The organism is Streptomyces montanus (assembly GCF_005786655.1).
Lineage (GTDB): Bacteria > Actinomycetota > Actinomycetes > Streptomycetales > Streptomycetaceae > Streptomyces > Streptomyces sporangiiformans.
The window spans coordinates 109269-133882 of sequence record NZ_VBZC01000013.1 but is presented as its reverse complement, the minus strand read 5'-3'; the positions used below and the strand labels follow the sequence as shown (position 1 = coordinate 133882).

The 24614-nt window shown below is 70.3% G+C and carries 22 protein-coding genes and 1 pseudogene; 8 read left to right on the top strand and 15 right to left on the bottom strand.

Annotated features, from left to right (window positions below; all coding sequences use genetic code 11):
• Window positions 1-12: 12 nt before the first annotated feature.
• On the top strand, window positions 13-1245 hold the full coding sequence (locus tag FE633_RS14300; protein WP_138045516.1) for a cysteine desulfurase: 1233 nt from the start codon (window positions 13-15) through the stop codon (window positions 1243-1245).
• Window positions 1246-1305: 60 nt separating this feature from the next.
• Here the strand turns inward: FE633_RS14300 and FE633_RS14295 are convergent, their stop codons facing one another.
• Window positions 1306-3792, bottom strand: a complete 2487-nt coding sequence (locus FE633_RS14295; RefSeq protein WP_138045515.1) for an alpha-L-arabinofuranosidase C-terminal domain-containing protein — start codon at window positions 3790-3792, stop codon at window positions 1306-1308.
• Window positions 3793-3917: 125 nt separating this feature from the next.
• On the opposite strand from FE633_RS14295, the gene FE633_RS14290 reads away from it, so the two are divergent.
• Window positions 3918-4400, top strand: a complete 483-nt coding sequence (locus tag FE633_RS14290) for a DUF6314 family protein (RefSeq protein ID WP_138045514.1) — start codon at window positions 3918-3920, stop codon at window positions 4398-4400.
• On the opposite strand, the gene FE633_RS14285 is transcribed toward FE633_RS14290, so the two are convergent.
• Both FE633_RS14285 and FE633_RS14280 read right to left on the bottom strand, forming a co-directional pair.
• Window positions 4397-4981 carry a histidine phosphatase family protein gene (locus FE633_RS14285; RefSeq protein WP_138045513.1) on the bottom strand — a complete coding sequence of 195 codons (585 nt, stop codon included), beginning with the start codon at window positions 4979-4981 and terminating at the stop codon, window positions 4397-4399. The two genes, FE633_RS14290 and FE633_RS14285, sit on opposite strands and share 4 nt — an antisense overlap.
• Before the next feature lie 90 nt (window positions 4982-5071).
• The gene (locus FE633_RS14280; RefSeq protein ID WP_138045512.1) at window positions 5072-6514 is read right to left on the bottom strand and encodes an aminotransferase-like domain-containing protein; all 1443 of its coding nucleotides are present in this window, start codon (window positions 6512-6514) and stop codon (window positions 5072-5074) included.
• Between FE633_RS14280 and FE633_RS14275 the strand changes: the two genes are divergently transcribed.
• Together FE633_RS14275 and FE633_RS14270 are read left to right on the top strand one after the other, a co-directional pair.
• On the top strand, window positions 6513-7463 hold the full coding sequence (locus FE633_RS14275) for a DMT family transporter (RefSeq protein ID WP_138045511.1): 951 nt from the start codon (window positions 6513-6515) through the stop codon (window positions 7461-7463). The two genes, FE633_RS14280 and FE633_RS14275, sit on opposite strands and share 2 nt — an antisense overlap.
• Before the next feature lie 92 nt (window positions 7464-7555).
• Complete coding sequence (locus FE633_RS14270) at window positions 7556-7759, top strand: DUF1918 domain-containing protein (RefSeq protein ID WP_138045510.1); 204 nt, start codon at window positions 7556-7558, stop codon at window positions 7757-7759.
• Window position 7760: 1 nt separating this feature from the next.
• Here the strand turns inward: FE633_RS14270 and FE633_RS14265 are convergent, their stop codons facing one another.
• A complete protein-coding gene (locus FE633_RS14265) occupies window positions 7761-9014 on the bottom strand; it encodes a glycoside hydrolase family 10-like protein (RefSeq protein ID WP_138045509.1) in 1254 nt (417 codons plus the stop codon).
• 199 nt (window positions 9015-9213) lie between these two features.
• Here FE633_RS14265 and FE633_RS14260 point away from each other — a divergent pair, with 199 nt between their 5' ends.
• Together FE633_RS14260 and FE633_RS14255 are read left to right on the top strand one after the other, a co-directional pair.
• A complete protein-coding gene (locus FE633_RS14260) occupies window positions 9214-10086 on the top strand; it encodes a 3-hydroxybutyryl-CoA dehydrogenase (protein WP_138045508.1) in 873 nt (290 codons plus the stop codon).
• A gap of 214 nt (window positions 10087-10300) precedes the next feature.
• Window positions 10301-10558 (top strand): hypothetical protein, encoded by a 258-nt coding sequence (locus FE633_RS14255; protein WP_138045507.1) that lies wholly within the window; start codon window positions 10301-10303, stop codon window positions 10556-10558.
• 22 nt (window positions 10559-10580) lie between these two features.
• On the opposite strand, the gene FE633_RS14250 is transcribed toward FE633_RS14255, so the two are convergent.
• From FE633_RS14250 to infC, 10 genes and pseudogenes are all read right to left on the bottom strand, one after another.
• The gene (locus FE633_RS14250) at window positions 10581-11126 is read right to left on the bottom strand and encodes an NUDIX hydrolase (protein ID WP_119105804.1); all 546 of its coding nucleotides are present in this window, start codon (window positions 11124-11126) and stop codon (window positions 10581-10583) included.
• 175 nt (window positions 11127-11301) lie between these two features.
• A complete protein-coding gene (locus FE633_RS14245) occupies window positions 11302-12642 on the bottom strand; it encodes an NsdA family TPR-like regulatory protein (protein ID WP_138045506.1) in 1341 nt (446 codons plus the stop codon).
• 272 nt (window positions 12643-12914) lie between these two features.
• Entirely contained in the window at window positions 12915-13973 is a 1059-nt protein-coding gene (locus FE633_RS14240; protein ID WP_246113606.1) for a PP2C family protein-serine/threonine phosphatase, read from the bottom strand.
• A gap of 404 nt (window positions 13974-14377) precedes the next feature.
• Entirely contained in the window at window positions 14378-16891 is a 2514-nt protein-coding gene (pheT, locus tag FE633_RS14235) for a phenylalanine--tRNA ligase subunit beta (protein ID WP_138045504.1), read from the bottom strand.
• Entirely contained in the window at window positions 16891-18021 is a 1131-nt protein-coding gene (gene pheS / locus FE633_RS14230) for a phenylalanine--tRNA ligase subunit alpha (protein WP_138045503.1), read from the bottom strand. The genes pheT and pheS overlap by 1 nt, the downstream gene beginning before the upstream one ends.
• Before the next feature lie 183 nt (window positions 18022-18204).
• On the bottom strand, window positions 18205-19350 hold the full coding sequence (locus FE633_RS14225) for a sensor histidine kinase (protein WP_138045502.1): 1146 nt from the start codon (window positions 19348-19350) through the stop codon (window positions 18205-18207).
• Window positions 19351-19430: 80 nt separating this feature from the next.
• Window positions 19431-20276 carry a TrmH family RNA methyltransferase gene (locus FE633_RS14220; protein WP_138045501.1) on the bottom strand — a complete coding sequence of 282 codons (846 nt, stop codon included), beginning with the start codon at window positions 20274-20276 and terminating at the stop codon, window positions 19431-19433.
• 149 nt (window positions 20277-20425) lie between these two features.
• The gene (gene rplT / locus FE633_RS14215; RefSeq protein ID WP_006141703.1) at window positions 20426-20809 is read right to left on the bottom strand and encodes a 50S ribosomal protein L20; all 384 of its coding nucleotides are present in this window, start codon (window positions 20807-20809) and stop codon (window positions 20426-20428) included.
• 94 nt (window positions 20810-20903) lie between these two features.
• On the bottom strand, window positions 20904-21098 hold the full coding sequence (rpmI, locus tag FE633_RS14210; RefSeq protein WP_124443692.1) for a 50S ribosomal protein L35: 195 nt from the start codon (window positions 21096-21098) through the stop codon (window positions 20904-20906).
• Window positions 21099-21233: 135 nt separating this feature from the next.
• A pseudogene (gene infC / locus FE633_RS14205) lies at window positions 21234-21903 on the bottom strand (translation initiation factor IF-3).
• 389 nt (window positions 21904-22292) lie between these two features.
• Between infC and FE633_RS14195 the strand changes: the two are divergent.
• Window positions 22293-22649, top strand: a complete 357-nt coding sequence (locus FE633_RS14195) for a DUF1844 domain-containing protein (protein WP_138045500.1) — start codon at window positions 22293-22295, stop codon at window positions 22647-22649.
• Between the two features lie 72 nt (window positions 22650-22721).
• On the opposite strand, the gene FE633_RS14190 is transcribed toward FE633_RS14195, so the two are convergent.
• Entirely contained in the window at window positions 22722-23453 is a 732-nt protein-coding gene (locus FE633_RS14190; protein ID WP_138045499.1) for an SseB family protein, read from the bottom strand.
• A 150-nt stretch (window positions 23454-23603) separates the two neighbouring features.
• Here FE633_RS14190 and FE633_RS14185 point away from each other — a divergent pair, with 150 nt between their 5' ends.
• A complete protein-coding gene (locus FE633_RS14185; protein ID WP_138045498.1) occupies window positions 23604-24611 on the top strand; it encodes a serine hydrolase in 1008 nt (335 codons plus the stop codon).
• Window positions 24612-24614: the final 3 nt, after the last annotated feature.

Sequence of the window (24614 nt, the reverse complement as noted above, 5' to 3'; positions counted from 1 at the left end):
AGGTGAGCCGCTGTGGCCTTCGACGTGGACGCGCTCCGCAAGGACTTCCCGATCCTCGGACGGTCGGTGGAGAGCGGCGCCCGGCTCGTCTATCTCGACTCCGGGGCCACCACCCAGAAACCGCTCCAAGTCCTCGACGCCGAGCGGGACTTCTATCTCACCCACAATGCGGCCGTGCACCGCGGGGCCCACCAGCTGGCCGCGGAGGCGACGGAGGCGTACGAGAACGCGCGCCGCACGATCGCCCGCTTCGTCGGCGCCGGCGAGGACGAGATCGTCTTCACGAAGAACGCGACGGAGGGCATCAACCTCGTCGCCTACGCCCTCGGCAACGCCGGCCGGATCGGCCCCGGCGACCGGATCGTGGTGACGGAGATGGAGCACCACGCGAACCTGGTGCCCTGGCAGCAGCTCGCCGAACGCGCGGGCGCGACGCTGGACTGGTTCGGGCTCACCGACGAGGGCCGTCTCGACCTCTCCCGCATCGACGAGCTGCTCGACGAGCGCACCAAGGTCATCGCCCTCACGCACCAGTCGAACGTCCTGGGCACGCTCAATCCGGTCCGCCTGATCGCCGACCGCGCCCACGCCGCCGGGGCGCTCGTCGTGGTCGACGGCGCCCAGTCCGTGCCGCACCGGCCCGTCGACGTACGGGAGTCGGGCGCCGACTTCCTCGCCTTCTCCGGGCACAAGATGCTCGGCCCGAACGGCGTCGGGGTGCTGTGGGGCCGGCGTGAACTCCTCGCAGATCTCCCGCCGTTCCTCACGGGCGGTTCGATGATCGAGGTCGTCGAGATGGACCGTACGACGTTCCTGCCGCCGCCCCAGCGGTTCGAGGCGGGTGTCCCGATGGCACCGCAGGCGGTGGGCCTGGCCGCGGCCGTGGACTATCTCCGGGCGCTGGGCATGGCCGAGGTCGCCGCGTACGAGGACACGCTCACGGCTCGGGCGCTGGAGCAGCTCCAGGAGCTCCCGGGCGTACGCGTCATCGGTCCGCGCGATCTCACGGACCGCGGCTCGGCGGTCTCGTTCACGGTCGACGGCGTCCACCCGCACGACGTCGGCCAGGTGCTCGACGAGCGGGGCGTCGCGGTCCGCGCCGGCCACCACTGCGCCCGTCCGATCGTGCGGCGCTACGGGATTCCGGCGACGACGCGGGCGACCTTCTACGTCTACAACACGCCGGAGGAGGTCGACGCGCTGGTCGAAGGAGTGCGGGCGGCCCAGGCGTACTTCGGCGCCTGAGCCGCCCGCCGATCTGCCGGCTGAGGTGAGGTCACCTCATGCGGATCGGAATCCTCGGGATCACCCCTCCCGGATCCTCAGGAAGGTGACCGAGTTGGCCGGGAAGGTGTACGTGAACTTGCCGGCGACTCCCTCGAAGGTGGACTTGACGGGGGCGACGGCCGTTTCCTTCTCGGTGTTCACCGCGTCGGGCGCGGCCTTCAGAGTGGTGACGGCGGCCGTCTTCGCCGTCTTCAGCCCACCGAGGTCGATCGCCGTACGGGCGTTCACCGCCTGGGCGTTGACGACCTTGACGATCACGTCGCCGCTCTTCGCGTCCCGCGTGACGACCTGCCGGAACGGCTCGGCCGGCTTGTTGTCGGTGAAGCTGCCCCATTCCTTGCCGTCGAGGTAGAGAGTGACCTGACGGCCGCGCACCTTGATGTCGACGTCGTACGCGCGGCCCGTCTCGATCGATCCGGCCTTGGAGATGAGCGTCGACTTGCCGCCGTCCACGGCCTGTTCGACGGCGGACTGGGTGTTGTTCCAGCCGCCCAGGTTCCACCAGTAGTAGTTGCCGGTGTCCTTGACCCCGAAGGCGACGAGGAAGCCCTCCTTGCCCGACTTCTTGGTGGCCTTCACATGCAGGTCGTAGTCGTGCCAGGCCGGGTCGCCCGCCGACACCATGGTGTTCTCGGCGGCCGCGTCGGTCTGCACGTACTGCCCGTCCTGGATGCTCCAGCTGCCGCCGCCCGTGTGGGTCCACTTCGAGGCGTCACCGGAGAAGTCGTCGCTGAGCAGCGTCGCACCGTCCGCGCCGGTCACCTTCACATCGTCGTACGCGGCGCTGGTCGCCCACGTCGACAGGCCGACGGCGCCCGAGATAGGGCCGTTCAGCGAAGGCGTGCCGGTGGCGGTGGAGGGTACGACCCGGTCGCCGACGTTGCGCATGAAGAGCTTCTGGACCTCGTAGTTGGCCGAGTTCCACGACGCGTGGTTGTTGAACCAGATCATGTCGGGGCGCCACTGCACGTAGTCCTCGTTGGCGAGCAACGGGGCGTACGAAGCGAGCTTCACGACGTCCGCGTTGCGCTCCAGGCCCGTCATGTACGCGGCTTCGGAGAGAGCGTTCTTGAAGGCGTTGCCCTGGGAGGCGTACTCGCCGAGGAAGACCTTGGGGCCCTTCCTGTCGTACGAGTCGTAGCGGTCGTTGTTCTGCAGGAACCACTGCGGGCTGTTGTAGTAGTGCTCGTCGACCATGTCGACGTTCGCTTCCCGGTTCAGCTTCCAGGCCGTGTCGAAGGTCGAACCGGTGTCGTCCGGACCGGAGTTGGAGATCACGGTGATGTCCGGGTACTTCGCCTCGATGGCGGCGCGGAACTGCTTGAAGCGGGCGAAGAACTCGTTCGGGAGGTTCTCCTCGTTGCCGACCTCGAGATGGGTGAGGTGGAAGGGCTTCGGGTGGCCCATCTGCGCCCGCTTCTTGCCCCACACGCTGGTCACGGGCCCGTTGGCGAACTCGATGAGGTCCAGGGTGTCCTGGACGTGGCGCTTGAGAAGCGCGTCGTCGTCCACGGCCTTGTTCTGGCCGCAGCCGGTCACGAGGGCGGGCACGACAGGCAGCGGCATCGCTCCGATGTCCTCGGAGAACTGGAAGTACTCGTAGTAGCCGAGACCGTAACTCTGGTTGTAGCCCCAGAAGTTGGAGTTGGTCGCGCGCTGCTCGACCGGGCCGACGGTGTCCTTCCACTGGTACGAGCGCTTGCGCTGCCAGCCGGACGCCTCGTCGTAGCCCTCCATGCTGCCGGTGTTGACGAGGCAGCCGCCCGGGAAGCGGACGAAGCCGGGGTCGAGGGCGGCGATCTTCTGGGCGAGGTCCTTGCGCAGCCCGTGGTCCTTGTACGTGTCGCGCGGGAGCAGCGAGATCATGTCGAGCGCGACCGGACTGCCGGCGGCGACGGTGAGGCGGCCGGCGGTGCTGGTGCGGGTCGCGGTGAACCTCGCCGTGTACTTGGTCCAGCCGCCGCGCGCGGTGACGCGCCGGGCCTCGGCGAGCGCGCCCTCGGAGTCGGCCAGCGTCACGGTGAGGGCGGAGGCCTGTTCGGCACGGGCCCAGACCGAGAAGTTGTAGACCTTGCCCGCTTCGACGGAGATACCGGTGTTGTAGCCGGAGTTGGTGACGGATGAACCGCCGTCCAGGGAGAGGTAGGTGCGGTTGCGGGCATTCAGCCGGCCGTCGTCGTTCACGGCCTTCGCGGTGCCCGAGGTGGCCCAGGAGGTGAGGGGGGTGTACGAGCGGTTGTCGTCCGTCGAGTACTCGAAGGACCGGTTCTGCACGAGCTCCGGGTACAGGCCGCCGTCCGCGGCCCGGTTGATGTCCTCGAAGAAGACGCCGTACATCGTGTCGTCGATCTTGGCGCCCGAGGCCTTCGGGTCGACGGTGATCGCGTAGTCGGTGGTGTCCTCGGCGGCGGCGTTCACGGGGGCCGGGATGACAAAGGAGGCGGCCAGGAGTCCGGTGGCCGTGAGGGAGAGTCTCCAGCGAGTGCGGGTGCGGGGGCGTGACATGGATACTCCGCGGCTCTGTAGGTTCGAAATATCGGACGGTTGTCAATACTTCGAACGGCAAAGATAGGGAGGGGGTCTGAGTGCGTCAATGGGTTGCGCAAGACGTACCGGAGAGGCGGAACGGTATGAGCGGTTTCTGGCCGGTGACCGACGTGCTGGCCTATCTGTCCGGGATATGGCGCGTGGAACGCTCGGTCCGGGACCTCGTGAGCGGAGCGGAGGGAACCTTCGGCGGGACCACGGAGTTCGAACCGCTCGGCGGGGGCGGGCTGCTGCATCACGAGTCCGGCACGTTCGTGTGGCAGGGCGTCGCCCGGCCCGCCGAGCGGACGCTGCGGTTCCTGCCGGGCGAATCGGCGAGCCGGGCCGACGTACGGTTCGCCGACGGCCGCCCCTTCCACGACCTGGACCTGACGTCCGGGCGGCACATCGCCGACCATCCGTGCGCCGCGGACCTCTACCGGGGTGAGTTCACCGTCCTGGACGCGGACCACTGGCGGACCGTGTGGCGGGTGGGCGGACCGGCCAAGAACCTGCTGCTCACCACGGACTACGCACGCACCACGGACCACGCACGTGCTGCGCGCGCGACGCGCCCGGTCGACTAGGCCTGCACGGTCTGGTCGTCGAGACGTAGGTTCCAGCGCCCCGCCCGCCCCGTGATCGTGGCCATCGACAAGGGGCGGACGTCGATGTTCCAGTATGTCGACGGGGGCGCCTTCAACGCGTAGACCAGCGTGGCGCGTACGACCGCGGGTTCGGCCACGGCGACGATGCGGCCGCCGTCGTCTGCGGGGCGCGTGTCGAGCCAATCGCCCACGCGCTTGATGAACGCGATCAGCGGCTCACCGCCGTGCGGCGCTGAGTACGGGTCGGCGAGCCACGCGTCCACCGCCCGGGGTTCGCGGGCCATCGCCTCGCCGAGCGTGAGCCCGCGCCAGCGGCCCATGTCCCAGTCCCGCAAGGCGAGCTGGGCCAACGGCGCCAGTCCGAGCGCGTCACCGGTGGCCCGGCTGCGCGGTGTCGGCGAGCAGTACCGCAACTCGGCCGCCGCCAACTGCACCAACGCGTGCGCGGCGCGCCGCACCTCGTTCCAGCCCGCCTGATCGAGCGGCCGGTCGTCGTCGAAGCGCTCGGCGAGCAGCGGGGAGCTGCGCGCCGCGGCGAGGAGCGTGACACGAACGTGCATGCGGTGATCGTGGAGTGCGGAACTGCCCAGGTCAAGGGGTGTCTGAGGGTTACCGGGAGGCTCACACACCCGCTCCGGAACGGAGCGCCGTCAACTCCCCCTGCCCGCCTCGTCGCAGGCGGTGCGCAACCTGCGTACGCCCTCCGTGATCTCCGCCATACTCGCCACGGCCGCGAAGCTCAGCCGCAGGTGCGCGGCGGCGGGTTCGGCGCTGAAGTAGGGGCGGCCGGGGGTGACGGCCACGCCCGCGCGCAGGGCGGCGGCGACCAGCGCCTGCTCGTCCATGCCGTCGGGCAGCCGCAGCCACAGGTGGTACCCGCCGGAGGGGATGTGCGGGAGGGCGATCTCGGGCAGGTTCAGGCGCAGCGCGGCGGTCATCGTGTCGCGCCGCTTTCTCAACTCCGCGGCCACAGACCGCAGGTGACGTGGCCAGGCGGGCGAGCCGACGAGTTCCAGGGCCGCCTCCTGGAGCGGGCGCGGCACGAAGAAGGTGTCGACGACCTGGATGGCCCGCAGCCGTTCCAGAACGGGTCCGCGGGCGGCGAGGGCACTCACCCGGAAGCTCGGCGAGGTCGCCTTGGTCAGGGAGCAGACGTGGACGACGACTCCGTCTGTGTCGTCCGAGGCCAGCGGGCGCGGCAGCGGCCCCGCGTCCTCGTGCACGAGTCGGCGTACGAAGTCGTCCTCGACGACGAACGCGCCGGCCTCACGCGCGATCCGCAGCACCTCGCCACGGCGTTCCGGGGCGAGGACGGCACCGGTCGGGTTCTGGAGCAGCGGCTGGCAGACGAAGACCCGGGCCCCGGTCGCCCGGAAGGCGTCGGCGAGCAGGCGGGGACGGACACCGTCCGCGTCGACCGGTACGGGTACGGGACGGAGTCCGGACGCGCGGGCGATGGCCAGCATCCCCGGGTATGTGGGCGACTCCACGAGCACCGGCGCACCGGGCGGGGCGAGCGCACGCAGGGCGGTGGTCAGTGCGGACTGACCACCGGCCGTGATCAGCACCTCGGCGGCGGTGATGGCACCGCCGATGCCCCGGGCGAACCACTCGCGCAGTTCCGGCAGCCCTTCGACGGGTGGGCGCGCCCAGGCGCCGGGCCGGCGGCCCGCCCGGGCCAGCGCCGCGGCCATCGCCCGCTCCGGCTGCAACGAAGGGTGCAGATAGCCGCCGTTGAACTCGATGACCCCGGGCGGCGGTACGGCCAGCGAGACCAGCACTCCGGAGGCGTCGACCGTGCGCGGTACGACATCGGTGGCGGCGTCCGCGCTGAGTGCGACCTCCTGCCAGGACGTGTCCCCCACGACGGGCCCGGCGGTCCGCGGCGCGGCCCGAAACGCCCCCGCACCCGGCCTGGTCACCACGAGCCCCTCGGCGGCCAGCTGAGCCAGGGCCCGCGACACGGTCACCGGGCTCACCCGGAACCGCTCTACCAGCGACCGGCTCGACGGCAGTTTTCCACCTGGAGAGTAGCGATCCAGCTCCTCGCGCAGCCGTTTCGCCAGATCCGCCACACTGCTACGCTCGTACATGAGAGCACAGGATAGCGCTACCACGCCGACTTCGATAGCGATCCCGACCGCAGGAGGCAGTACCGGCGCCGCCCCTCCCCCGCCGCCCGCGGGGCCCCGCGCCGGCATGTTCCAAGCCGCTCTGGGTGTCACCGCCTTCTCGCTCACGTTCCCGGCCACCGCCTGGGGGCTGGAGAGCTTCGGTGCCTGGTCGCTGGTGGCCGTGCGGAGCGTCCTGGCGGCGGTCATCGCGGGTGCCTGTCTGCTGACCCTGCGCGTGCCGCTGCCCGCCCGGCGCCACTGGACGGGCCTGTCCGTCGTGGCCGGTGGGGTCGTGCTCGGGTTTCCGCTGCTCAGCACCCTCGCCCTGGAGACGTCGACGACCGCCCACGCCGCGGTCGTGGTCGGGCTGCTTCCGTTGACCACCGCGCTGTTCTCGGCCCTGCGCGTCGGCAACCGCCCCTCGCGCACCTTCTGGATCGCGGCACTCACCGGCGCCACCGTGGTGATCGCGTTCACCGTGCAGCAGAGCGGTGGTGCCCTGGCCGGCGCGGACATGTACCTCTTCGGGGCGCTGCTGGTCTGCGCGGCCGGCTACACCGAGGGCGGCCGGCTGGCCCGCGTCATGCCGGGCTGGCAGGTCATCGGCTGGGCACTGGTGCTGTGTCTGCCGCTCGCCGTGCCCGCGGCGGCGCTCGCTCTGTCGTACGAGCCCGTGCATCTGACCGCGCACGGCGTGACGGGGCTGCTCTGGGTCGCGGCCGGATCGCAGTTCCTCGGCCTGGTGGTCTGGTACCGGGGCATGGCGGCGATCGGCATCCCGAAGGCGAGCCAGTTGCAGTTGGCGCAGCCGCTGCTCACACTGGTGTGGTCGGTGCTGCTCCTGGGCGAGCACCTCACGCCGGCCGCACCCCTTGCGGCCGCGGCCGTACTGGTGTGTATCGCGGTCACCCAACGAGCGCGAGGCTGACCGGCCGCACACGCCGGTCGCAATCGGCGCCCCCAGCCGTAGACTTACAGCCACGGACCGCTACTCCCGTGCCAGACGAGGAGGCCCTCCAGATGCGTGCAAACAAAGGCGACCACCTGCTGGTGCACGGCAGGATCGTCGGACAGCACGACCGGGTCGCGGAAGTCGTCGAAGTACTGGGAACGGACGGCAATCCTCCGTTCCGCGTCCGCTTCGAGGACGGCCACGAGACCGTGATGTCCCCCGGTCCTGACACCGTCGTCCAGCATCACATCCGCGAGAACCGGGTCAAGTAGGTCAGCTCGGCGGGTTCGCCGACCGCTGGTAGTGGTCGGCGACCACGCGGGCCAGCGCGCCGATCCGGTCGGCGCCGACCTCCTTGGCCGAGAAGAAGACGTGCCCGCGCACCTGCGGGTACTCCGCGGCGAGGGTGAGATGCCGGGACAGCTCGGCCGCGTCCTGCCAGGCGGCGGGCTGCGCCGGGTCCCCGGCCTTGTACAGCGCCTCGCCCACGTACAAGCGCGTTCTGCTGCCCCGCGCGACGTCGGCCCACCAGGGCAGCAGCTTGGCGTAGTCGGCGGCGGCGAAGCCGATGTTCCAGTAGAGCTGCGGGCAGACGTAGTCGAGCCAGCCCCTGCGGACCCATTTCCTCGTGTCGGCGTGCAGATCGTCATACGTCTGCATCGCCCGGGTGTCCGAGCCCCGGGAGTCGTTCGCGGCGTTGCGCCACACCCCGAACGGGCTGATCCCGAACTGTGTGGTGGGCCGGATCCTCTTCACGCTGACCGCCATCTCGCGCACCAGCTTGTCGATGTTGCTGCGCCGCCAGGCCGCCCGGTCCGCGAATGCCCCGCCGTACGTCTTGTACGCGGCGTCGTCGTCGAAGACCGCGCCGGCGACCGGGTACGGGTAGAAGTAGTCGTCCCAGTGCACGGCGTCCAGGGGGTACTTCTTCACCGCGTCGAGCATCGCCTTCTGGACGAAGGCGCGGACCTCGGGCAGCCCCGGGTTGTAGTAGAGCTTCCCGCCGTAGGGCACGACCCAGTCGGGGTGCTTGCGGGCGGGATGTGACACGACCAGCTTGGTGAGGTCCGCGTGGTTGGCGATCCGGTACGGGTTGAACCAGGCGTGCAGTTCCAGCCCTCGTACATGGGCCTCCCTGACCGCGGTGCCGAGCGGGTCCCAGCCGGGATTCTTGCCCTGGACGCCGGTGAGGTACTGCGACCAGGGCTCGTAGGGCGAGGGCCACAGGGCGTCGGCCGTGGGGCGCACCTGGAAGATCACCGTGTTCAGCCGTCGACGTACGGCCGTGTCGAGCTGGGCGATCAGTTCGGCGCGCTGCTGGGACGCGGTCAACCCGGACTTGGACGGCCAGTCGCGGTTGGCGACGGACGCCAGCCACATACCGCGCAGCTCACCGAAGGGAGTGCGGCGCCGGGACTCGCCCTTCCCGTCGTCCTCGGTCGTCGCGCCCCAAGCCGCCGCGCCGCCTGCCGTGGCAAGCCCCGCCAGCATCGCGCCCGCGAACGCCCTACGTGTCACTCGACTCATGGGTTCTCCCGCATCATGGGTTCTCCCGCGCCATGGGTCTCCCGCATACGCACCGGATCCGCCGGATCACGCACCGTCCGGGCAGGCGGCAAGGCCGGACCCGGACGATCGATCAGCGGCAGCCCGAGAGTAACGTGCACGAATGGAGCAGGCGCCCTTCGGGGGTCTGCCACGCCGGTAGAACAGCGAAAGGGACGAAGTGACGGACACCTTCGGAGACATCTCACGCGTCGGAGTGGTGGGCTGCGGTCAGATGGGAGCGGGCATCGCCGAGGTGTGCGCCCGTGCCGGCCTGGATGTGAAGGTCGCCGAGACCACCGGCGAGGCATTGGAGATCGGCCGGACCCGGCTCTACAACTCGCTCTCCAAAGCGGCCGAACGCGGCAAGATCTCCGAGGAGGAGCGGGACACCACTCAGGCGCGGCTCAGCTTCACCACCGACCTCGGCGAGTTCGCCGACCGTGACCTGGTGATCGAGGCCGTCGTCGAGAACGAGCAGGTGAAGACCGAGATCTTCCAGGTGCTGGACCATGTCGTGACCCGGCCGGACGCGATCCTCGCCTCCAACACCTCGTCAATCCCGCTGGTGAAGCTCGCCGTCGCCACCTCGCGTCCCGATCAGGTCATCGGCATCCACTTCTTCAATCCGGCCCCCGTCCAGAAGCTCGTCGAGCTGATCCCGGCCCTCACCACCTCCGAGGAGACCCTCGGACGGTCGCAGGCGCTGGTCGAGAAGATCCTCGGCAAGCACGCGATCCGCGCCCAGGACCGCTCGGGCTTCGTCGTCAACGCGCTGCTGATCCCGTATTTGCTCTCCGCGATCCGCATGTTCGAGTCGGGCATCGCGAGCCGCGAGGACATCGACAACGGCATGGAGATGGGCTGCGCCCACCCGATGGGCCCGCTCAAGCTCTCCGACCTGATCGGTCTGGACACGGTCGCGTCCGTCGCGGATTCGATGTACCACGAATACAAGGAGCCGCTCTACGCCGCTCCCCCGCTGCTCCAGCGCATGGTCGACGCGGGCCGGCTGGGCCGGAAGTCGGGCTCGGGCTTCTACACCTACGGCTAAGCCCTGGTGACAGCGGGGTACTGACTACGGTCCGTACACATCGAGCTGACGCGGGCCCGGCACTCCCTCGGAGGGACGGGCCCGCGCGATTCACACACCGTGTGAGCACCGGGCACGCATATGCCCCGCGCACACGCTCCCCACGCGTCGACCAGGCGAGTTGACTTCACGTGCGCATGAAGGGATGAAACGACTACAGAGAGGAGTGGGACTCGTGGCCACCGACCCGGAGCATCCCGTGGTCAACGGTGAACTCGCAGAGTTACGCCGCCGCCTTGACGTGGCGCATGCCCGCGTCGAGGGAGGGATCACCCTGCTCAGTCACCGTACCGAGCAGACCGCCAAGGAGATCGACGACCTGAGCGCACGGATCGTCGCCCTGGAGCACACCCGCTGGCCGCTGCCCGCGGTGGCGGCGCTCACGGCCTTGGGCGCGCTCGTCGTGGCGATCTGGCAGGCCGTGGGCCGCTGACTCGCCGGACGCCGGGGGGGGATCAGGGCAAGGCGTCCTGCCCGAGCCTCGAGTGATGCAGGAGAAGCAGCGCGGCTGCCATGTTGGCGGCCGGGACCTCGCCGCGGGCGACCATGTCGGGGACGAGCTTGAGCGGGACCCATTCCCTGCGGTCCGACTCGAAGTCATCCACGGGGTGTCCGACATACGTGCCCTCGTCGGCCCAGAAGATGTGGTGCCGAGCGTCGGTGAGTCCGTTGGAGGGCTCGACGCTCATCAGATGGTGCAGGGGTCCCGGCCGCCACCCGGTCTCCTCCTCGAGTTCGCGGGCGGCCGCGTCCGCGATGTCCTCGCCGTCTTCGACGACGCCCGCGGCGAGCTCCCACCCCCAGCTGTCGGTGATGAAGCGGTGCCGCCACAGGAGCAGCACCTCGTTGGCCTCATTCACCACGGTGGCCACGGCGACGGGCCGCAGCCGTATTAAAAAGTGATCGAGGTGCCGACCGTCCGGCAGCTCTACATCTGCGAGATTGACGCTGAACCAGCGGTTTGCGTACACAGTTTGTTCGTTCTGTTTCGTCCACTGCACGGTTCTGCCACCTTCCGCCGAGTAGATGGCAATATCGCAGCAGGAGCGTCCTCACAGCACTCATGGCGGCCGCTCGCAGCGCAGCGGTAGGCGCAGTGTTCCGCACCGCGGTGGTATCGAAGTCCCCCGCAGTGGACGGGGTGGGGTGCCTACGGGGTTCCCCCGAGGGCCCTTCTCAGAGCGGTACGCGCAGTGCCCCGTCGATGAGTTCGGCGGCCTCGGCCGTTCCCGCACAGCCACTGGCCACAAGATGTTCGCGTACCGCCCGCAGTCTGTCGCGCAGTCGCTGGGACTCCATCCCCCGCGCCCGCTCGGCCATTTCGACCGCCGTGACCGCCGCCTTGTCCGCGTTCCCCTGGCGCAGTTCGATCTGGCTGAGCATGCCGAGCCGGTGCACCCGGCCCCGGTCGTGCGCCGGGTTGTCCACGGCGGCCTCGGCGTGCTCACGCGCGGCGGTCAGGTCGCCGAGACTCAACAGCGCCTCCGCCACTTGCACATTGACCAGTCCGGGCTGGACATAGCCGGTCTCGTCCGGCTCGTGGCCGCGCCGGATGCGCTCGGCGGCCTGCTCGGCACGCCGGATACAGGACAGCGCGCTGCTGCCGTCGCCGAGGTGTGCGTACGCCTTGGCCTGCATCGCGTAGAGGTCCGACGCGAGTGCCGGAGTGATCTGCCGCCCCGCGGCGCGCAGCGCGGCCTCGGCGAAGGCGACGGCCTGCCGGTACTCGCGCATGAACAACGACTGGTTGACCAGCAGGGCGATGACGTACGCGCCCAGTCCCCGGTCCCCGCTGGCCTTCGCCAGTCGCAGGGCCTGGTGGAAGTAACGCTGGGCGAGGCCGTGCGCGTCGGAGTCATAGGCGCAGATGCCCGCGACCGCCACCAGCCCGCCGGTGGCGCGGTGGAGTTGACGGCCGGTGGCGTCGGTGTAGCTGCCGCGCAGCAGCGGTGCGGTCTCGGAGTTGAGGAACCCGACGATGCGCGTGCGGGTCGCGACTCCGCCGGCCTTGCGGTACATCTGCTCGTAGTGGGCCCGGGCAGCGCGCAGCATCTCGATGTCGGCCATGCTCACCCGGTGCCGTCCGCCGCGTGAGACATCCACGTCCTCGGGCGGGTTCTCCCACTCCCACACGGGCATCACGGCGGGCGTCCCGGTGACGGCCGGGGCGCCGAGGATGTGCGGGCGCTGCTGTTCGTCGGAGCGCCACAGGGCCGTGGCGCGCTCGACGAAACCGGAGAGCGTCGTGCCGTGCGGAGCGGCCGGTTCGCCGGGTAAACCGAGGCCGATGTCGTCGAGCGTGACGGGTCGCTGCAAGCGGGCGGCGAGTACCTCGCAGATCAGGTCGGGCACCTGGCCGCGTGGCCGCTGGCCCTTCAACCACCGGGCCACGGCGGTGTGTTCGTAGCGAAGTGCGAGGCCACGACTGCGCCCCGCCTGGTTCACATGGGCCGCGAGTCCCGCATGCGAGATCCCGGCTTCGTCGAGGATCGCATCGAGCAGAGTGTTGGGCTGCATGAGGGCCCTCCGGGTGGCTCGGTGCGGACAGACTAGTGCTTTCCGGCTCACACGGGGTGTGAACGGAGTGCTCGAATCCGGGCAGTACGCGCGCTGTTGCGGAGAGTTTCCGGCCGGTTGACTGAAATGCCTCGAAAGAGGCCGGCCGGGCCGTCGGCTCCCCCTCGTACAGTGCGACGGCCCGACTCCGCGCCGTCCGCCCAGCTGCCTGCCCGACACTCCGTGGCGGGGCGGACGGCTCCGCCGGTGGCTCCGCCGGTTGAGCAGGGTCACTACAGGTGGGTCGTTGGCTGCGGGTCCGTTGTGGCTTGTCGCGCAGTTCCCCGCGCCCCTACGGGCGCGCGCCTGTGCTGGCGGTGTCGGTCGTTGTGGAGTACCAGTACGGCCGCGTCGTCGGTGGGGCGGCCGCCGCAGTGGCGTTGCAGCCCGGCCAGCACGGAGTGGAGCACGGACTGCGGCGAGACCGGCTGGACCCACACGGCATCAGTGAGCGCGGTGGGCAGCGGAAAGAACACCCCGCCGCTGTCCCGCGCGTCCTCGATGCCGTCGGTGTACAGGAACAGCGCCTCGCCGTACAGGAGATGCCCGCAGTTGACGACGGGCAGCTCGGCGGGGAGGGGGAAGGGCCCGAGGGGCGGCAGCACCTCGCCGGCGGCCAGGTGCTCCACATACCCTCGCAGTCCGGAGGGACCGACATGGCTGCGCAGCGCATACGGCCATGGGTGACCGCAGTTGACGGCCCACACCTCGCCGTTGGGGCGAATCTCCAGCAGCAGCACGGTGACGAACTCCTCGGCGACCGGGCTGTCGGGCTCAAGACCGGACGAGGGGTGCTCGGCCCGGGCCCGCTCCCGCAGGTGCCGGGACATGGCCCGTTCCAGCCTCCGCAGTACGCAGGACAGATCGGCCTCGTCGTGCACCGCCTCACGGAAGCTGCCGAGGACGGCGGCGACGGTTCCGAGGGCGGCGAGACCGTGTCCGCGCACGTCGCCCATGACGACCCGTACGCCGTGTTCGGTGCCGATCACCTCGTACAGATCACCGCCGACGGTGGCTCCGTGGTCCGTGCAGAGCTGCGCCGCGGCGACGTCGAGCCCGTCGATGCGCGGCGGCAGCGGGCGCAGCAGGACGCCCTGTGCGGCGCCCGCGACCTTGCGCATCTGCCGCAGCTCCCGCAGCAGCCCCTGCCTGACGTGGAGAATCAAGCCGGCGCCGACCACGAAGAACACGGCACTGGTGACGATCCGGGCGCTGAGCTCGTGATGATGGGCGAGTGGACAGGTCAGTTTGTAGGTGATCGCCACAGCGCCCCACATGCAGGGCAGCCCCATGGCTAGCACCCGGCCCGCCCGCTGCTGTTCCGGGCCGAGTCCGTGGGTCTCGGATCGGCGAGGCGTACGGGCTCTGGTGCGTCCGAGCGAGCGGGCGATGGTCTGTCGCCGGCTCGTACGGTGTTCCCTCTGAGGCCCGGCCCGGCGCGGGGCCCCAGCCTTCGTACGGATCATTCCGATGGCCTCCCCCTGAAGCCCTGTTGAGCGCGCAGGCACCGGCCTGTGCGGCCGGGTCGATTCTGTCGAGCGCATGCCCCGATCAGGCCAGATCGCTCCCACATCTCACTCAAATGAGTGAGATGCGTTTCGTGTGTGCTCAAGGGGCGAGGGGCGTGCCCGGCAGTGCGGACACGCCCCTCGATTCAGGCGATTCAGGCCTTCACACCCAACAGCTCAAGGCGCTCTCACGCCCCGCGCAGCACCGCCCCCGTGCGCTCGCCCGCAAGGGTGACGGCCGTGTCGCGGGCCGCGGAGGCCTCGTCGACGGTCAGGGTGCGGTCGTCGGCGCGGAAGCGCAGCGCGTACGCCAGGGACTTCTTTCCCTCGCCGATCTGCTCGCCGGTGAAGACGTCGAACAGCCGGATGGACTCGAGGAGTTCACCCGCGCCCTCGCGCAGCGCGGCCTCGACGTCGGCGGCGGGGACCGACTGGTCGACGACGAGCGCGACATCCTGCGTGGCGACCGGGAAGGAGGAGATGTGCGGACCCTTGGGCACACCCGCGCTCGCCCGCTCCAGCGCGTCCAGGTCTAGCTCCATCGCTGAGGCGCGCGCGGGCAGGTGCATGGCCTTCAGGACGCCGGGGTGCAGCTCACCGGCGTACCCGATGACCTGCTCGGCGCCGTCGATCACCACGGCGAGCTCGGCGCACCGGCCCGGGTGCCACGGCCCGTACTGGCCCTGGCGGACGAGGAGTTCGGCCCCGGCCTCGCGGGCGAGGGTGCGCGCGGCCTCGATGGCGTCGGCCCAGTCGGACGGGCGTCCCTTGCCCCACCAGCCGGCCTGCTCGCGCGCGCCCGCGAGGACGACTGCGGCGTGCAGCGGCTGGACGGGGAGCGCGGCGGTGAGCGACGCGATCTCCTCGTCGGTGGGCCGGCGGTCGACGGGCAGGCGCCCGGCGACGCGCAGCTCGTTCTGCGGCTGGAAGACCAGGCCGGTCTCGAAGAGCGCCAGGTCGTGCGAGCCCCGCCCGTCGTTGCGGCGCAGCGCGGCGAGCAGCCCCGGCAGCAGCGTCGTACGGAGCGCGGGCTCCTCGTCGGAGAGCGGGTTGACCAGCTTGACGACGCGGCGCTTCGGGTCGTCGGCGGCCAGGCCCAGCTGGTCGAAGACGTCCTCGCCGAGGAACGGGTAGTTCAGCGCCTCGACGTACCCGGCGCCGGCCAGCGCGCGGCCGACCCGGCGGTGCAGCCGCTGCCGGTCGGTCAGCCCGAGGCCCGCGGGGGGCTTCGGCAGGGTCGAGGGCAGGTTCTCGTAGCCCTCGAGCCGGATGACCTCTTCGGCCAGGTCGTTGGGGTCGGTCAGGTCCGGCCGCCAGGACGGCACGGTGACGATCAGCTCGTCCTGACCGTAGACGTCGCAGCCGATCTCCTGGAGACGGCGTACGACGGTCTCGCGGCCGTAGTCGACGCCCGCGACCTCGTCCGGGTGGTTCGCCGGGATCGTGATGGTGCTCGGTGCGGAGGGCGCGATGACCTCGGTGACCCCGGCCTCGGCGGTGCCGCCCGCGAGGAGCACGAGCAGGTCGACGGTCCGCTGGGCCGCGGCGGACGCGGCGAGCGGGTCGACGCCGCGCTCGAAGCGCTTGGACGCCTCGGAGGCCAGCCGGTGACGGCGGGCCGTGCGCGCGACGGAGATCGGGTCGAAGTGCGCGGCCTCGATGACGACTTCGGTGCTGGCTCCGGCCGCGTCCCCGTCATCGGCGATCTCCGTGTTGGCGCCGCCCATCACACCCGCGAGGCCGATGGGCCCGCGGTCGTCCGTGATCAGCAGGTCCTCGGGGTCCAGCGTGCGCACGACGCCGTCCAGCGTGGTGAGCTTCTCGCCCCGCTCGGCCCGGCGCACGCCGATGGCGCCCTGGATGCGGGAGCGGTCGTACGCGTGCAGGGGCTGGCCCAGCTCCAGCATCACGTAGTTGGTGACGTCGACGGCGAGCGAGATCGGGCGCATCCCGGCCTTCTGCAGCCGGCGCCGCAGCCAGATCGGGGAGCGCGCCTCGGGGGCGATCCCGGTGACGGTGCGCGCGGTGAACCGGTCGCAGCCGGCGGGCTCGGAGACCTTCACCGGGTAGCCGAACGCGTTCGGGGCCGGCACGTCGAGGAGAGCCGGGTCGCGCAGCGGCAGCCCGTACGCGATGGCGGTCTCGCGGGCGACGCCGCGCATCGACAGGCAGTAGCCGCGGTCGGGCGTGACCGCGATGTCGAGGACCTCGTCGACGAGCTCGAGCAGCTCGATGGCGTCGGTGCCGACCTCGTGCTCCGGCGGCAGGACGATGATGCCCTTGGTGCCGTCGTCGCCCATGCCCAACTCGTCGCTGGAGCAGATCATGCCGTGCGAGTTCCGGCCGTACGTCTTGCGCGCGGAGATCGCGAATCCGCCGGGCAGCACGGCGCCCGGGAGGACCACGACGACCTTGTCGCCGACGGCGAAGTTGCGGGCGCCGCAGACGATCTCCTGGGGCTCGCCCGTTCCATTGGCCTGACCGACGTCGACGGTGCAGAAGCGGATGGGCTTCTTGAAGCCGTCCAGCTCCTCGATGGTCAGTACCTGGCCGACGACGAGCGGCCCTTTGAGGTCGGCACCGAGGTGCTCGACGGTCTCGACCTCGAGGCCGGCCGAAATGAGTTTGGCCTGGACGTCGCGCCCGGTCTCCGTCGCCGGCAGGTCGACGTACTCCCGCAGCCAAGAAAGCGGGACCCGCATCAGATCTCCATCCCGAACGGCCGGGTGAACCGGACGTCACCCTCGACCATGTCTCGCATGTCTTCGACGTTGTGGCGGAACATCAGCATCCGCTCGATGCCGAACCCGAAGGCGAATCCGCTGTACTTCTCGGGGTCGACACCACAGGCGGTCAGCACCCGCGGGTTGACCATGCCGCAGCCACCGAGCTCGATCCAGCCCTCGCTGGAGCAGGTGCGGCAGGGGCGGTCGGGGTTGCCGACGGACTCGCCCTTGCAGACGTAGCAGAGCATGTCCATCTCGGCGGACGGCTCGGTGAACGGGAAGAAGGCCGGGCGCAGCCGCGTCTTCATATCCGCACCGAACAGCGACTGGACCATGTGGTCCAGGGTGCCCTTGAGGTCCGCCATGGTCAGGCCCTCGTCCACGGCCAGCAGTTCGATCTGGTGGAAGACCGGCGTGTGCGTGGCGTCCAGCTCGTCCGTGCGGAACACACGGCCGGGACAGACCACGTAGACGGGCGGCTCGCCGTCGAGCATGGCGCGGGCCTGCACGGGCGAGGTGTGCGTCCGCAGCACCACACCGGACTCGCCATCGCTGTCAGCGCCCTTCGGGCCCTGCACGAAGAACGTGTCCTGCATCTGCCGGGCCGGGTGGTCCGGGCCGAAGTTCAGGGCGTCGAAGTTGAACCACTCGGCCTCGACCTCGGGGCCTTCCGCGATCTCGTACCCCATGGACACGAAGACGTCCGCGACCCGCTCCATCATGGTCGTCAGCGGGTGCCGGGCGCCGGCCGGAACGCGGTCGTAGGGCAGCGTGACGTCCACGGCCTCCTCGACCAGCACACGGGTGTCGCGCTCGGCCTCCAGCTCCGCCTGACGGGCGGCGAACGCCTTGTTCACGGCGCCGCGGGCCTGGCCCACGCGCTTGCCGGCGTCGGCCTTGGCGTGCGGGGGCAGGGCGCCGATCTCGCGGTTGGCGAGGGCCAGCGGCGAGGTACCCCCGGTGTGGGCGACCTTGGCCTCCTGGAGCGCGTCGAGCGAGTCCGCGGCGGCGAAGGCGTCGAGCGCCTCGTCCCGCATGCGCTCGATCTCTTCCGGTTTCAGTGCCTCGACCTCAACAGGGTCGTACGACTTGTTCGGTGCCGACATCTCTTCCCGTGCTTCCGGTTGGCTGGCTGAAGGTCCCGTCACGACTCGGGGGACGCGTCGTCCCTGGAACGGGGACGCAAAGGTGCCAAAGGCCGAGTCTAACGGGGGTGAGGGCCTCTCCCGGACGCCCGGTCTGGATGAAGCCCGCAGGGGTGCGAAGGCGCCCGTGGGGCCTCGTCGGCGTTACTGCAGATACGCCGGGGTGCCCACGGGCAACGTAAATCGGAACTGCGCGCCGCCGCCGGGGGCGCGGCCGACCGTGATGGTGCCGCCGTGGGCTTCGACGATGCCCTTGACGATGTACAGCCCGAGGCCGGTCCCACCGCGCTTGCTGCCCCGCCAGAAGCGGGTGAAGACGCGGTTCATGGACTCCTCCGGGATGCCGGTGCCCTCGTCGCTCACCGTGACCGACGTACCGGCGCATTCCCGCTCTCGGGGCGACGGCGCGGGCTCTACGTCGATGGTGACGGTTCCCTCGCCGTGGCGCACCGCATTTTCGAGGAGGTTGCTGAGCACCTGGTCGACCTTGTCGGGGTCGGCCCACAGGTCGGGCAGCGGCTGGCCGATGCGCAGCAGGAAGCGGTCGGCGGACTGGCCGGAGGCGACGTACGCCTGGATGTGCCGGCCGACGGCGGCGCCTATGTCGACGGGCTGGCGGCGCACCTCGAGGCGCCCGGAGTCGATGCGGGAGATGTCGAGGAGCTCGGCGATGAGACGCGTGACGCGGTTGGCGTCGGCGTCGACGGTCTCCAGCATCAGTTTCTTCTGGTCGTCGGTGAACCGTTCCCACTTGGCGAGCAGGGTCGCCGTGAAGCCCTTCACGGAGGTGAGCGGCGAGCGCAGCTCGTGGGCGACCGTGGCGATCAGCTCGGCGTGACTGCGCTCGGTGCGGCGGCGGGCCTCGGTGTCGCGCAGCGAGACGACGACGCGGTGGACGGGGCCGGTGGGCGCGGTGCGCACGTAGCGCGCGGAGACCAGTACCTCGCGCCCGCCCGGGAGCAGCAGATTGCGCTCGGGCTGCCCGACGCGGATCGCGAGACCGCCGTACGGGTCGGTCAGCTGCCACCAGCGGCGGCCTTCCAGATCCTCTAAGGGGAGGGCCCAGTCCAGATGGCGGCCGAGCGCCTCGGCGGCGGGCACGGCGGTGATGCGGGCGGCCGCGGCGTTGAAGCAGATCACCCGGCCGCGCTCGTCGGCGATCACGAGTCCGTCGGGCAGTTCGTCGGGGTCGATACCGAGATCGGCGAGATCACCGCGCCGGGACGGGGCCGCGCTCCGCACGTCTCCCGCCCGCAGTGCCTTTTTCGCACCGCTCGTTCCGACACCCATCCCCGTACCCCACCTCTCAGACCGGCGCAGGGCCCCCGAGCCCGTCACCCTACTAGCTGGGAGTGACCGTACGGACCCCCTCAGGGACGTGCGCCGCGGGGTCGCTGCGCACGGGCAGACGCGTAGAGACATACGGCGGCAGCCGTCGCGAGGTTCAGGCTCTCGGCCTTTCCGTGAATGGGTACGCGCACGACGGCGTCCGCCAGCGCACGCGTCTCCTCGGGGAGTCCCCAGGCCTCGTTGCCGAACACCCAGGCCGTGGGCCCGCCCATGGTGCCCTGGTCCAGTTCGTCGTCGAGGTCGTCCTCACCCGCCCCGTCGGCGGCGAGAATCCGTACGCCCACGCCCTTGAGCCCCTCGACGGCGTGCTCCACGGGGACGCCGACGGCGACGGGCAGATGGAACAGCGAACCGACCGACGCCCGCACCGCCTTGGGGTTGTAGAGGTCCACGGAGGCGTCGGTAAGGACCACGGCATCCGCCCCGGCGGCGTCCGCGCAGCGCAGCACGGTCCCGGCGTTGCCCGGATCCCGCACATGCGCGAGTACGGCGACCAGTCTGGGCCGGGTCTTGAGGATCTCCTCGAACGGCGTGTCCAGGAACCGGCAGATCCCGACGAGGCCCTGCGGGGTGACGGTCGTGGAGATGTCGGCGATCACCTCGTCCGCGGCGAGGTGCACGCGGGCGCCGACGGCCCGCGCGTCGGCCACGATGTCCGCGTACCGCTCCGCGGCGTCGAGGGTCGTGAACAGCTCGACGAGCGTGGCCGTCCCCGCGCCGCCCGTGTGTGCGGCAGCCTCCCGCACGGCCTGCGGCCCCTCGGCCAGGAACAGCTGTTCCTTCCCCCGGAAATTCCGCTTGGCCAGCCGCCGCGCGGCGGAGACGCGCGGCGAGCGGGGGGAGATCAGCTCGGGAACGGCGGGCATGCGGTTACGTCACCTTCAGGTTCATCGGGTCGTGTTACGGGGTCTGCCGCTCTTCTTACGGGGTCTGCCGCTGCTGAAAACACATATGGACCCGCAAGCCAAGAGGCAAGCGGGTCCACATCCAGATGCGGCTGAGGCCAGCGGCGGCGTCACGCAGCCTTCGGCGCGTTGACGTCCGACGGCAGGGCCTTCTGGGCCACCTCGACGAGCGCGGCGAACGCGTTCGCGTCGTTGACGGCCAGCTCCGCGAGGATCTTGCGGTCGACCTCGACGTTCGCGGCCTTCAGGCCCTGGATGAAGCGGTTGTAGGTGATGCCGTTGGCGCGGGCAGCGGCGTTGATGCGCTGGATCCACAGCTGACGGAAGTCGCCCTTGCGCTTCTTGCGGTCGTTGTAGTTGTAGACCAGCGAGTGGGTGACCTGCTCCTTGGCCTTGCGGTACAGACGCGAACGCTGACCGCGGTAGCCGGAGGCCTGCTCGAGGATCGCCCGGCGCTTCTTGTGGGCGTTGACTGCCCGCTTGACGCGTGCCACTTGATTAACTCCTTGTAGCGGGGCCGTGGGGGGAACTCACACGACCCGAAACGATTGGGTCCCGGTCAGAGGTCGGGCGCCGCGGCGCCCGACGTCACTTGCCGAGAAGCTTCTTGATCTTCTTGGCGTCGCCCGGGGCCATCTCGGCGTTGCCGGTGAGGCGACGCGTCAGACGGGACGACTTGTGCTCGAGGTAGTGGCGCTTGCCGGCGCGCTCACGGAGCACCTTGCCGGAGCCGGTGACCTTGAAGCGCTTCCTGGAACCGCTGTGCGACTTGTTCTTCGGCATAGCGCCGTTCTCTCCTCGTCAGTGGCGTTCCGATGCCCGGTCGTGAAACCGGGCACGGTGGAACGTCAAGTTGTGTCGGTTGGCATCCCCGGACTGGCGTCCAGGGACCTGGACCCCCGGACTCGCGTCCCGGGATCAGGCGTCGGCGGGAGCCTCGGCCGGAGCCTCTTCTTCTTCTTCGGCGGCGTTCTGCGAACGGCCCGGGTTGGCCTTCGCGGATGCCTTGCGGGCCGCCTGGGCTTCACGGGCCTCGGCCATCGCCTCGGTCTTCTTCTTGTGCGGACCGAGAACCATGATCATGTTTCGGCCGTCCTGCTTCGGGTTCGACTCAACGAAACCGAGTTCCTGGACATCCTCCGCGAGACGCTGCAGCAGTCGGTAGCCCAGCTCGGGCCGGGACTGCTCACGGCCACGGAACATGATCGTGATCTTGACCTTGTCGCCCTGCTTGAGGAACCGGACGACGTGACCCTTTTTGGTGTCGTAGTCGTGCGGGTCGATCTTCGGCCGGAGCTTCATCTCCTTGATGACCGTGTGCGCCTGGTTCTTGCGCGCCTCACGGGCCTTCATGGCCGACTCGTACTTGAACTTCCCGTAGTCCATGAGCTTGCAGACCGGCGGACGCGCGTTCGCGGCCACCTCGACCAGGTCGAGGTCGTACTCCTGCGCAAGCTCCAGGGCCTTGGCAAGCGGGACAATCCCGACCTGCTCGCCGCTGGGACCGACAAGTCGCACCTCGGGAACGCGAATCCGGTCGTTGATGCGGGGCTCGGCGCTGATGGATCCTCCTCGGTTAGCACCACACGGCTGCCTGGCAGACAGCTCGCGTACGTCTGTTTCACTGGGACCAACCACCACGGCGCATGAAAAATGCCCCGGACGGGACACAGGCGGGGCTCCGAGGACTACCGGAGCACCGCCGCGGTGAACCGCGGGGCGCTTGTCCAGCGACTCCATCGTCCGTACGGAACGATGGTGGCCGCCTTGACCGGGTGACCCACCGTCCCGGGGGACGGTCAGGTGGGAGATCGGAGCCTCCACTTGCGGGCCGGGCACAGTCGTGTCCGGCCGGTCGTTACACAAGGTTAGCAGCAAGTGGGTGGTACCGCGAACTCACGGAACGGCGACGGACGCGGCCCCGCCGCTCCGACTCCCCCGGTCGAGGCCGACGTGCCGGGGCCTATCGTGTGGGGCATGAGTGACACCCCTCCTGAGAACCCCGACTTCGACTCCATGACCCGCGACATCGCGGACGTACCCGCGGTCGAGGTGATCGTGACGGTCGCGGTCAACCTGATGAGCGCCGCCGCCGTGAAGCTCGGTCTGACCGAGGAGGGCGAGAAGCACAAGGACCTGGACGAGGCACGCAAGCTGGTGCACGCGCTGGCCGGCCTGCTGGACGCGAGCGCGACCGAGATCAGCTCCTTCCACGCGGCGCCGCTGCGCGACGGCCTGAAGTCGCTGCAGCTGGCGTTCCGCGAGGCGTCGATCGTCCCCGACGAGCCGGGCCAGGGGCCGGGCGAGAAGTACACGGGTCCGGTCTTCGGCTGAGGCCCGCCCGAGCGGCGGCGCGAAGCATCGCCGGGTGCTACGGGCGTACGACAACCTCAGACGTACATAGGTTCAGGGACGTACATACAGGGGCTCGCCCGGTGGTGTCGCCCCGGTCGGCAGGAGTGCCAGATCGAGGCCGTGCACCAGGCGGGCCCTCAGTGTGTCGTCGGCGGCCAGGCGCCCGGCGACGGCACGGGCGGTCTCGGCGGGAGTGGCGGACGGGTCCAGTACGAGGGCCAGGGTGCCGTCGGCCTGGCCGGGGCCGAGGTGGGCGCGGAGCACGGCCGGCTCGGCGGCGACCGCGGCGCGCACGGCTTCGGTCACGGCGGGGTCGGCGAGCGGGTCCGTGGTCGTACGGCCCTCGGCGAGGGCGAGCAGGGCGGCCCCGGTGAGTTCGTACGGCACGGGGCCCGCGAGGTCGAGCACGATCGTGTCGGCCTTCTCGTGGGCGGCGGCCTGCAGGGCCTGGTGCAGGGGTACCGCGACAGGGCGGGCCGCCGGGTCCCAGCGGGCGAGCGACTCGGTGGACGTGAAGGCGGGCAGGGCGGTCCGGGTCCCTGCCTTGAGCGTGGGAACGGCCATGTCACTCGTCTTCTCGCGGCGCAGCCCGTTCTCGTCCTCCTCGACCTCCCCGAGGACGGCCACGACGGGTACGAGAAGCCGGGCGCCCTTGAGCGCCTCCAGGACCGGAGTGTGCGCGGTCCGGTCCTCGGCCCAGGCCGTGAGCGCGGCGCTCAGCCGGGGGTCGGCGGAGCCGTCGTCGTCGGAGAAGAGGGAGTCGGGAATGTTCTTGTTCGCCACGGTCGTCGACTCTATGCGGGGCTCGCCGGCGATCTCCCCGCGCCCCCGGAAACGCGTTGTTCACGCGGCTCAGCGGATTCTCAGCGATCCCTTACATGCTTCTGACGTCCGCCTAACGGTGCGCACAGCCGCGGGGCCGAGCATCGCGGGATGGATCCGCAGAGAGCTCGTCGGCCCCGCGCATGCCCGTCCCGGCGCAAGCCTCTCCTCTACGCCGCGGTGGCGTCCGTCGTGCTCGTCAGTGCCACGGGCGGCGGGACCGCGAACGTGAGGGCGCGGGCGCACGGCACCACCGGTCTCGTATCGTCCTCGGCGGCGTCCAGCGCGGACGCGGACGCGGACGTGGGCGCGGACGTGGGCGCGAGTGCGCCGGCATCGGACGCATCCCGGACACCGGAGGCGGCAGTGGAATCAGTGGCGGCGGTCCCGACCCCCACAGTGGACCGGGACGCGCTGCTCGCCGGGACGATGGACTCCGTGACGGTCGAGGACGGCGCGAAGGTGTCGGTTGCGGTGGTGGATCTGGATTCCGGTGAGAGCTCGGCGTACGGGGACGGAACGTTCGAAACGGCGAGCATCGTCAAGGTCGACATCCTGGCGGCGCTGCTGCTCCGGGCGCAGGACGCCGACCGGGAGTTGACGGCGCGGGAGAAGGCGAACGCCACCGTGATGATCAAGAACAGCGACAACGCCTCGGCGACGGCACTGTGGAACGAGATCGGACGGGCGGAAGGGCTGGCGGCGGCGAACGAGCGGTTGGGGCTCAGCGAGACCGAGGGCGGGAACGGTCCGCTGTGGGGGCTCACGCAGACGACTGCGGCCGATCAACTCACCTTGCTCGGCCAGGTGTTCGGGGACGAATCGGAGCTGAGCGAGGCCTCACGGACGTACCTGAGGGGGCTCATGGAGGACATCGCCGTGGACCAGCAGTGGGGCGTCTCGGCCGCCGGGTCCGAATTCGCCCTGAAGAACGGCTGGTTGCCGCGCAGCACGACCGGGCTCTGGGTCATCAACAGCATCGGCCGGGTCACGGCCGACGGCCATGCGTACCTCGTCGCGGCGCTCTCGAACGGCAACTCCACGATGGCGAAGGGGGTTTCGCTGGTGGAGTCGGCGGCGAAGGCGGCGGTGTCGTCCTTGCGGAACCCCGAGGTCTAGGAC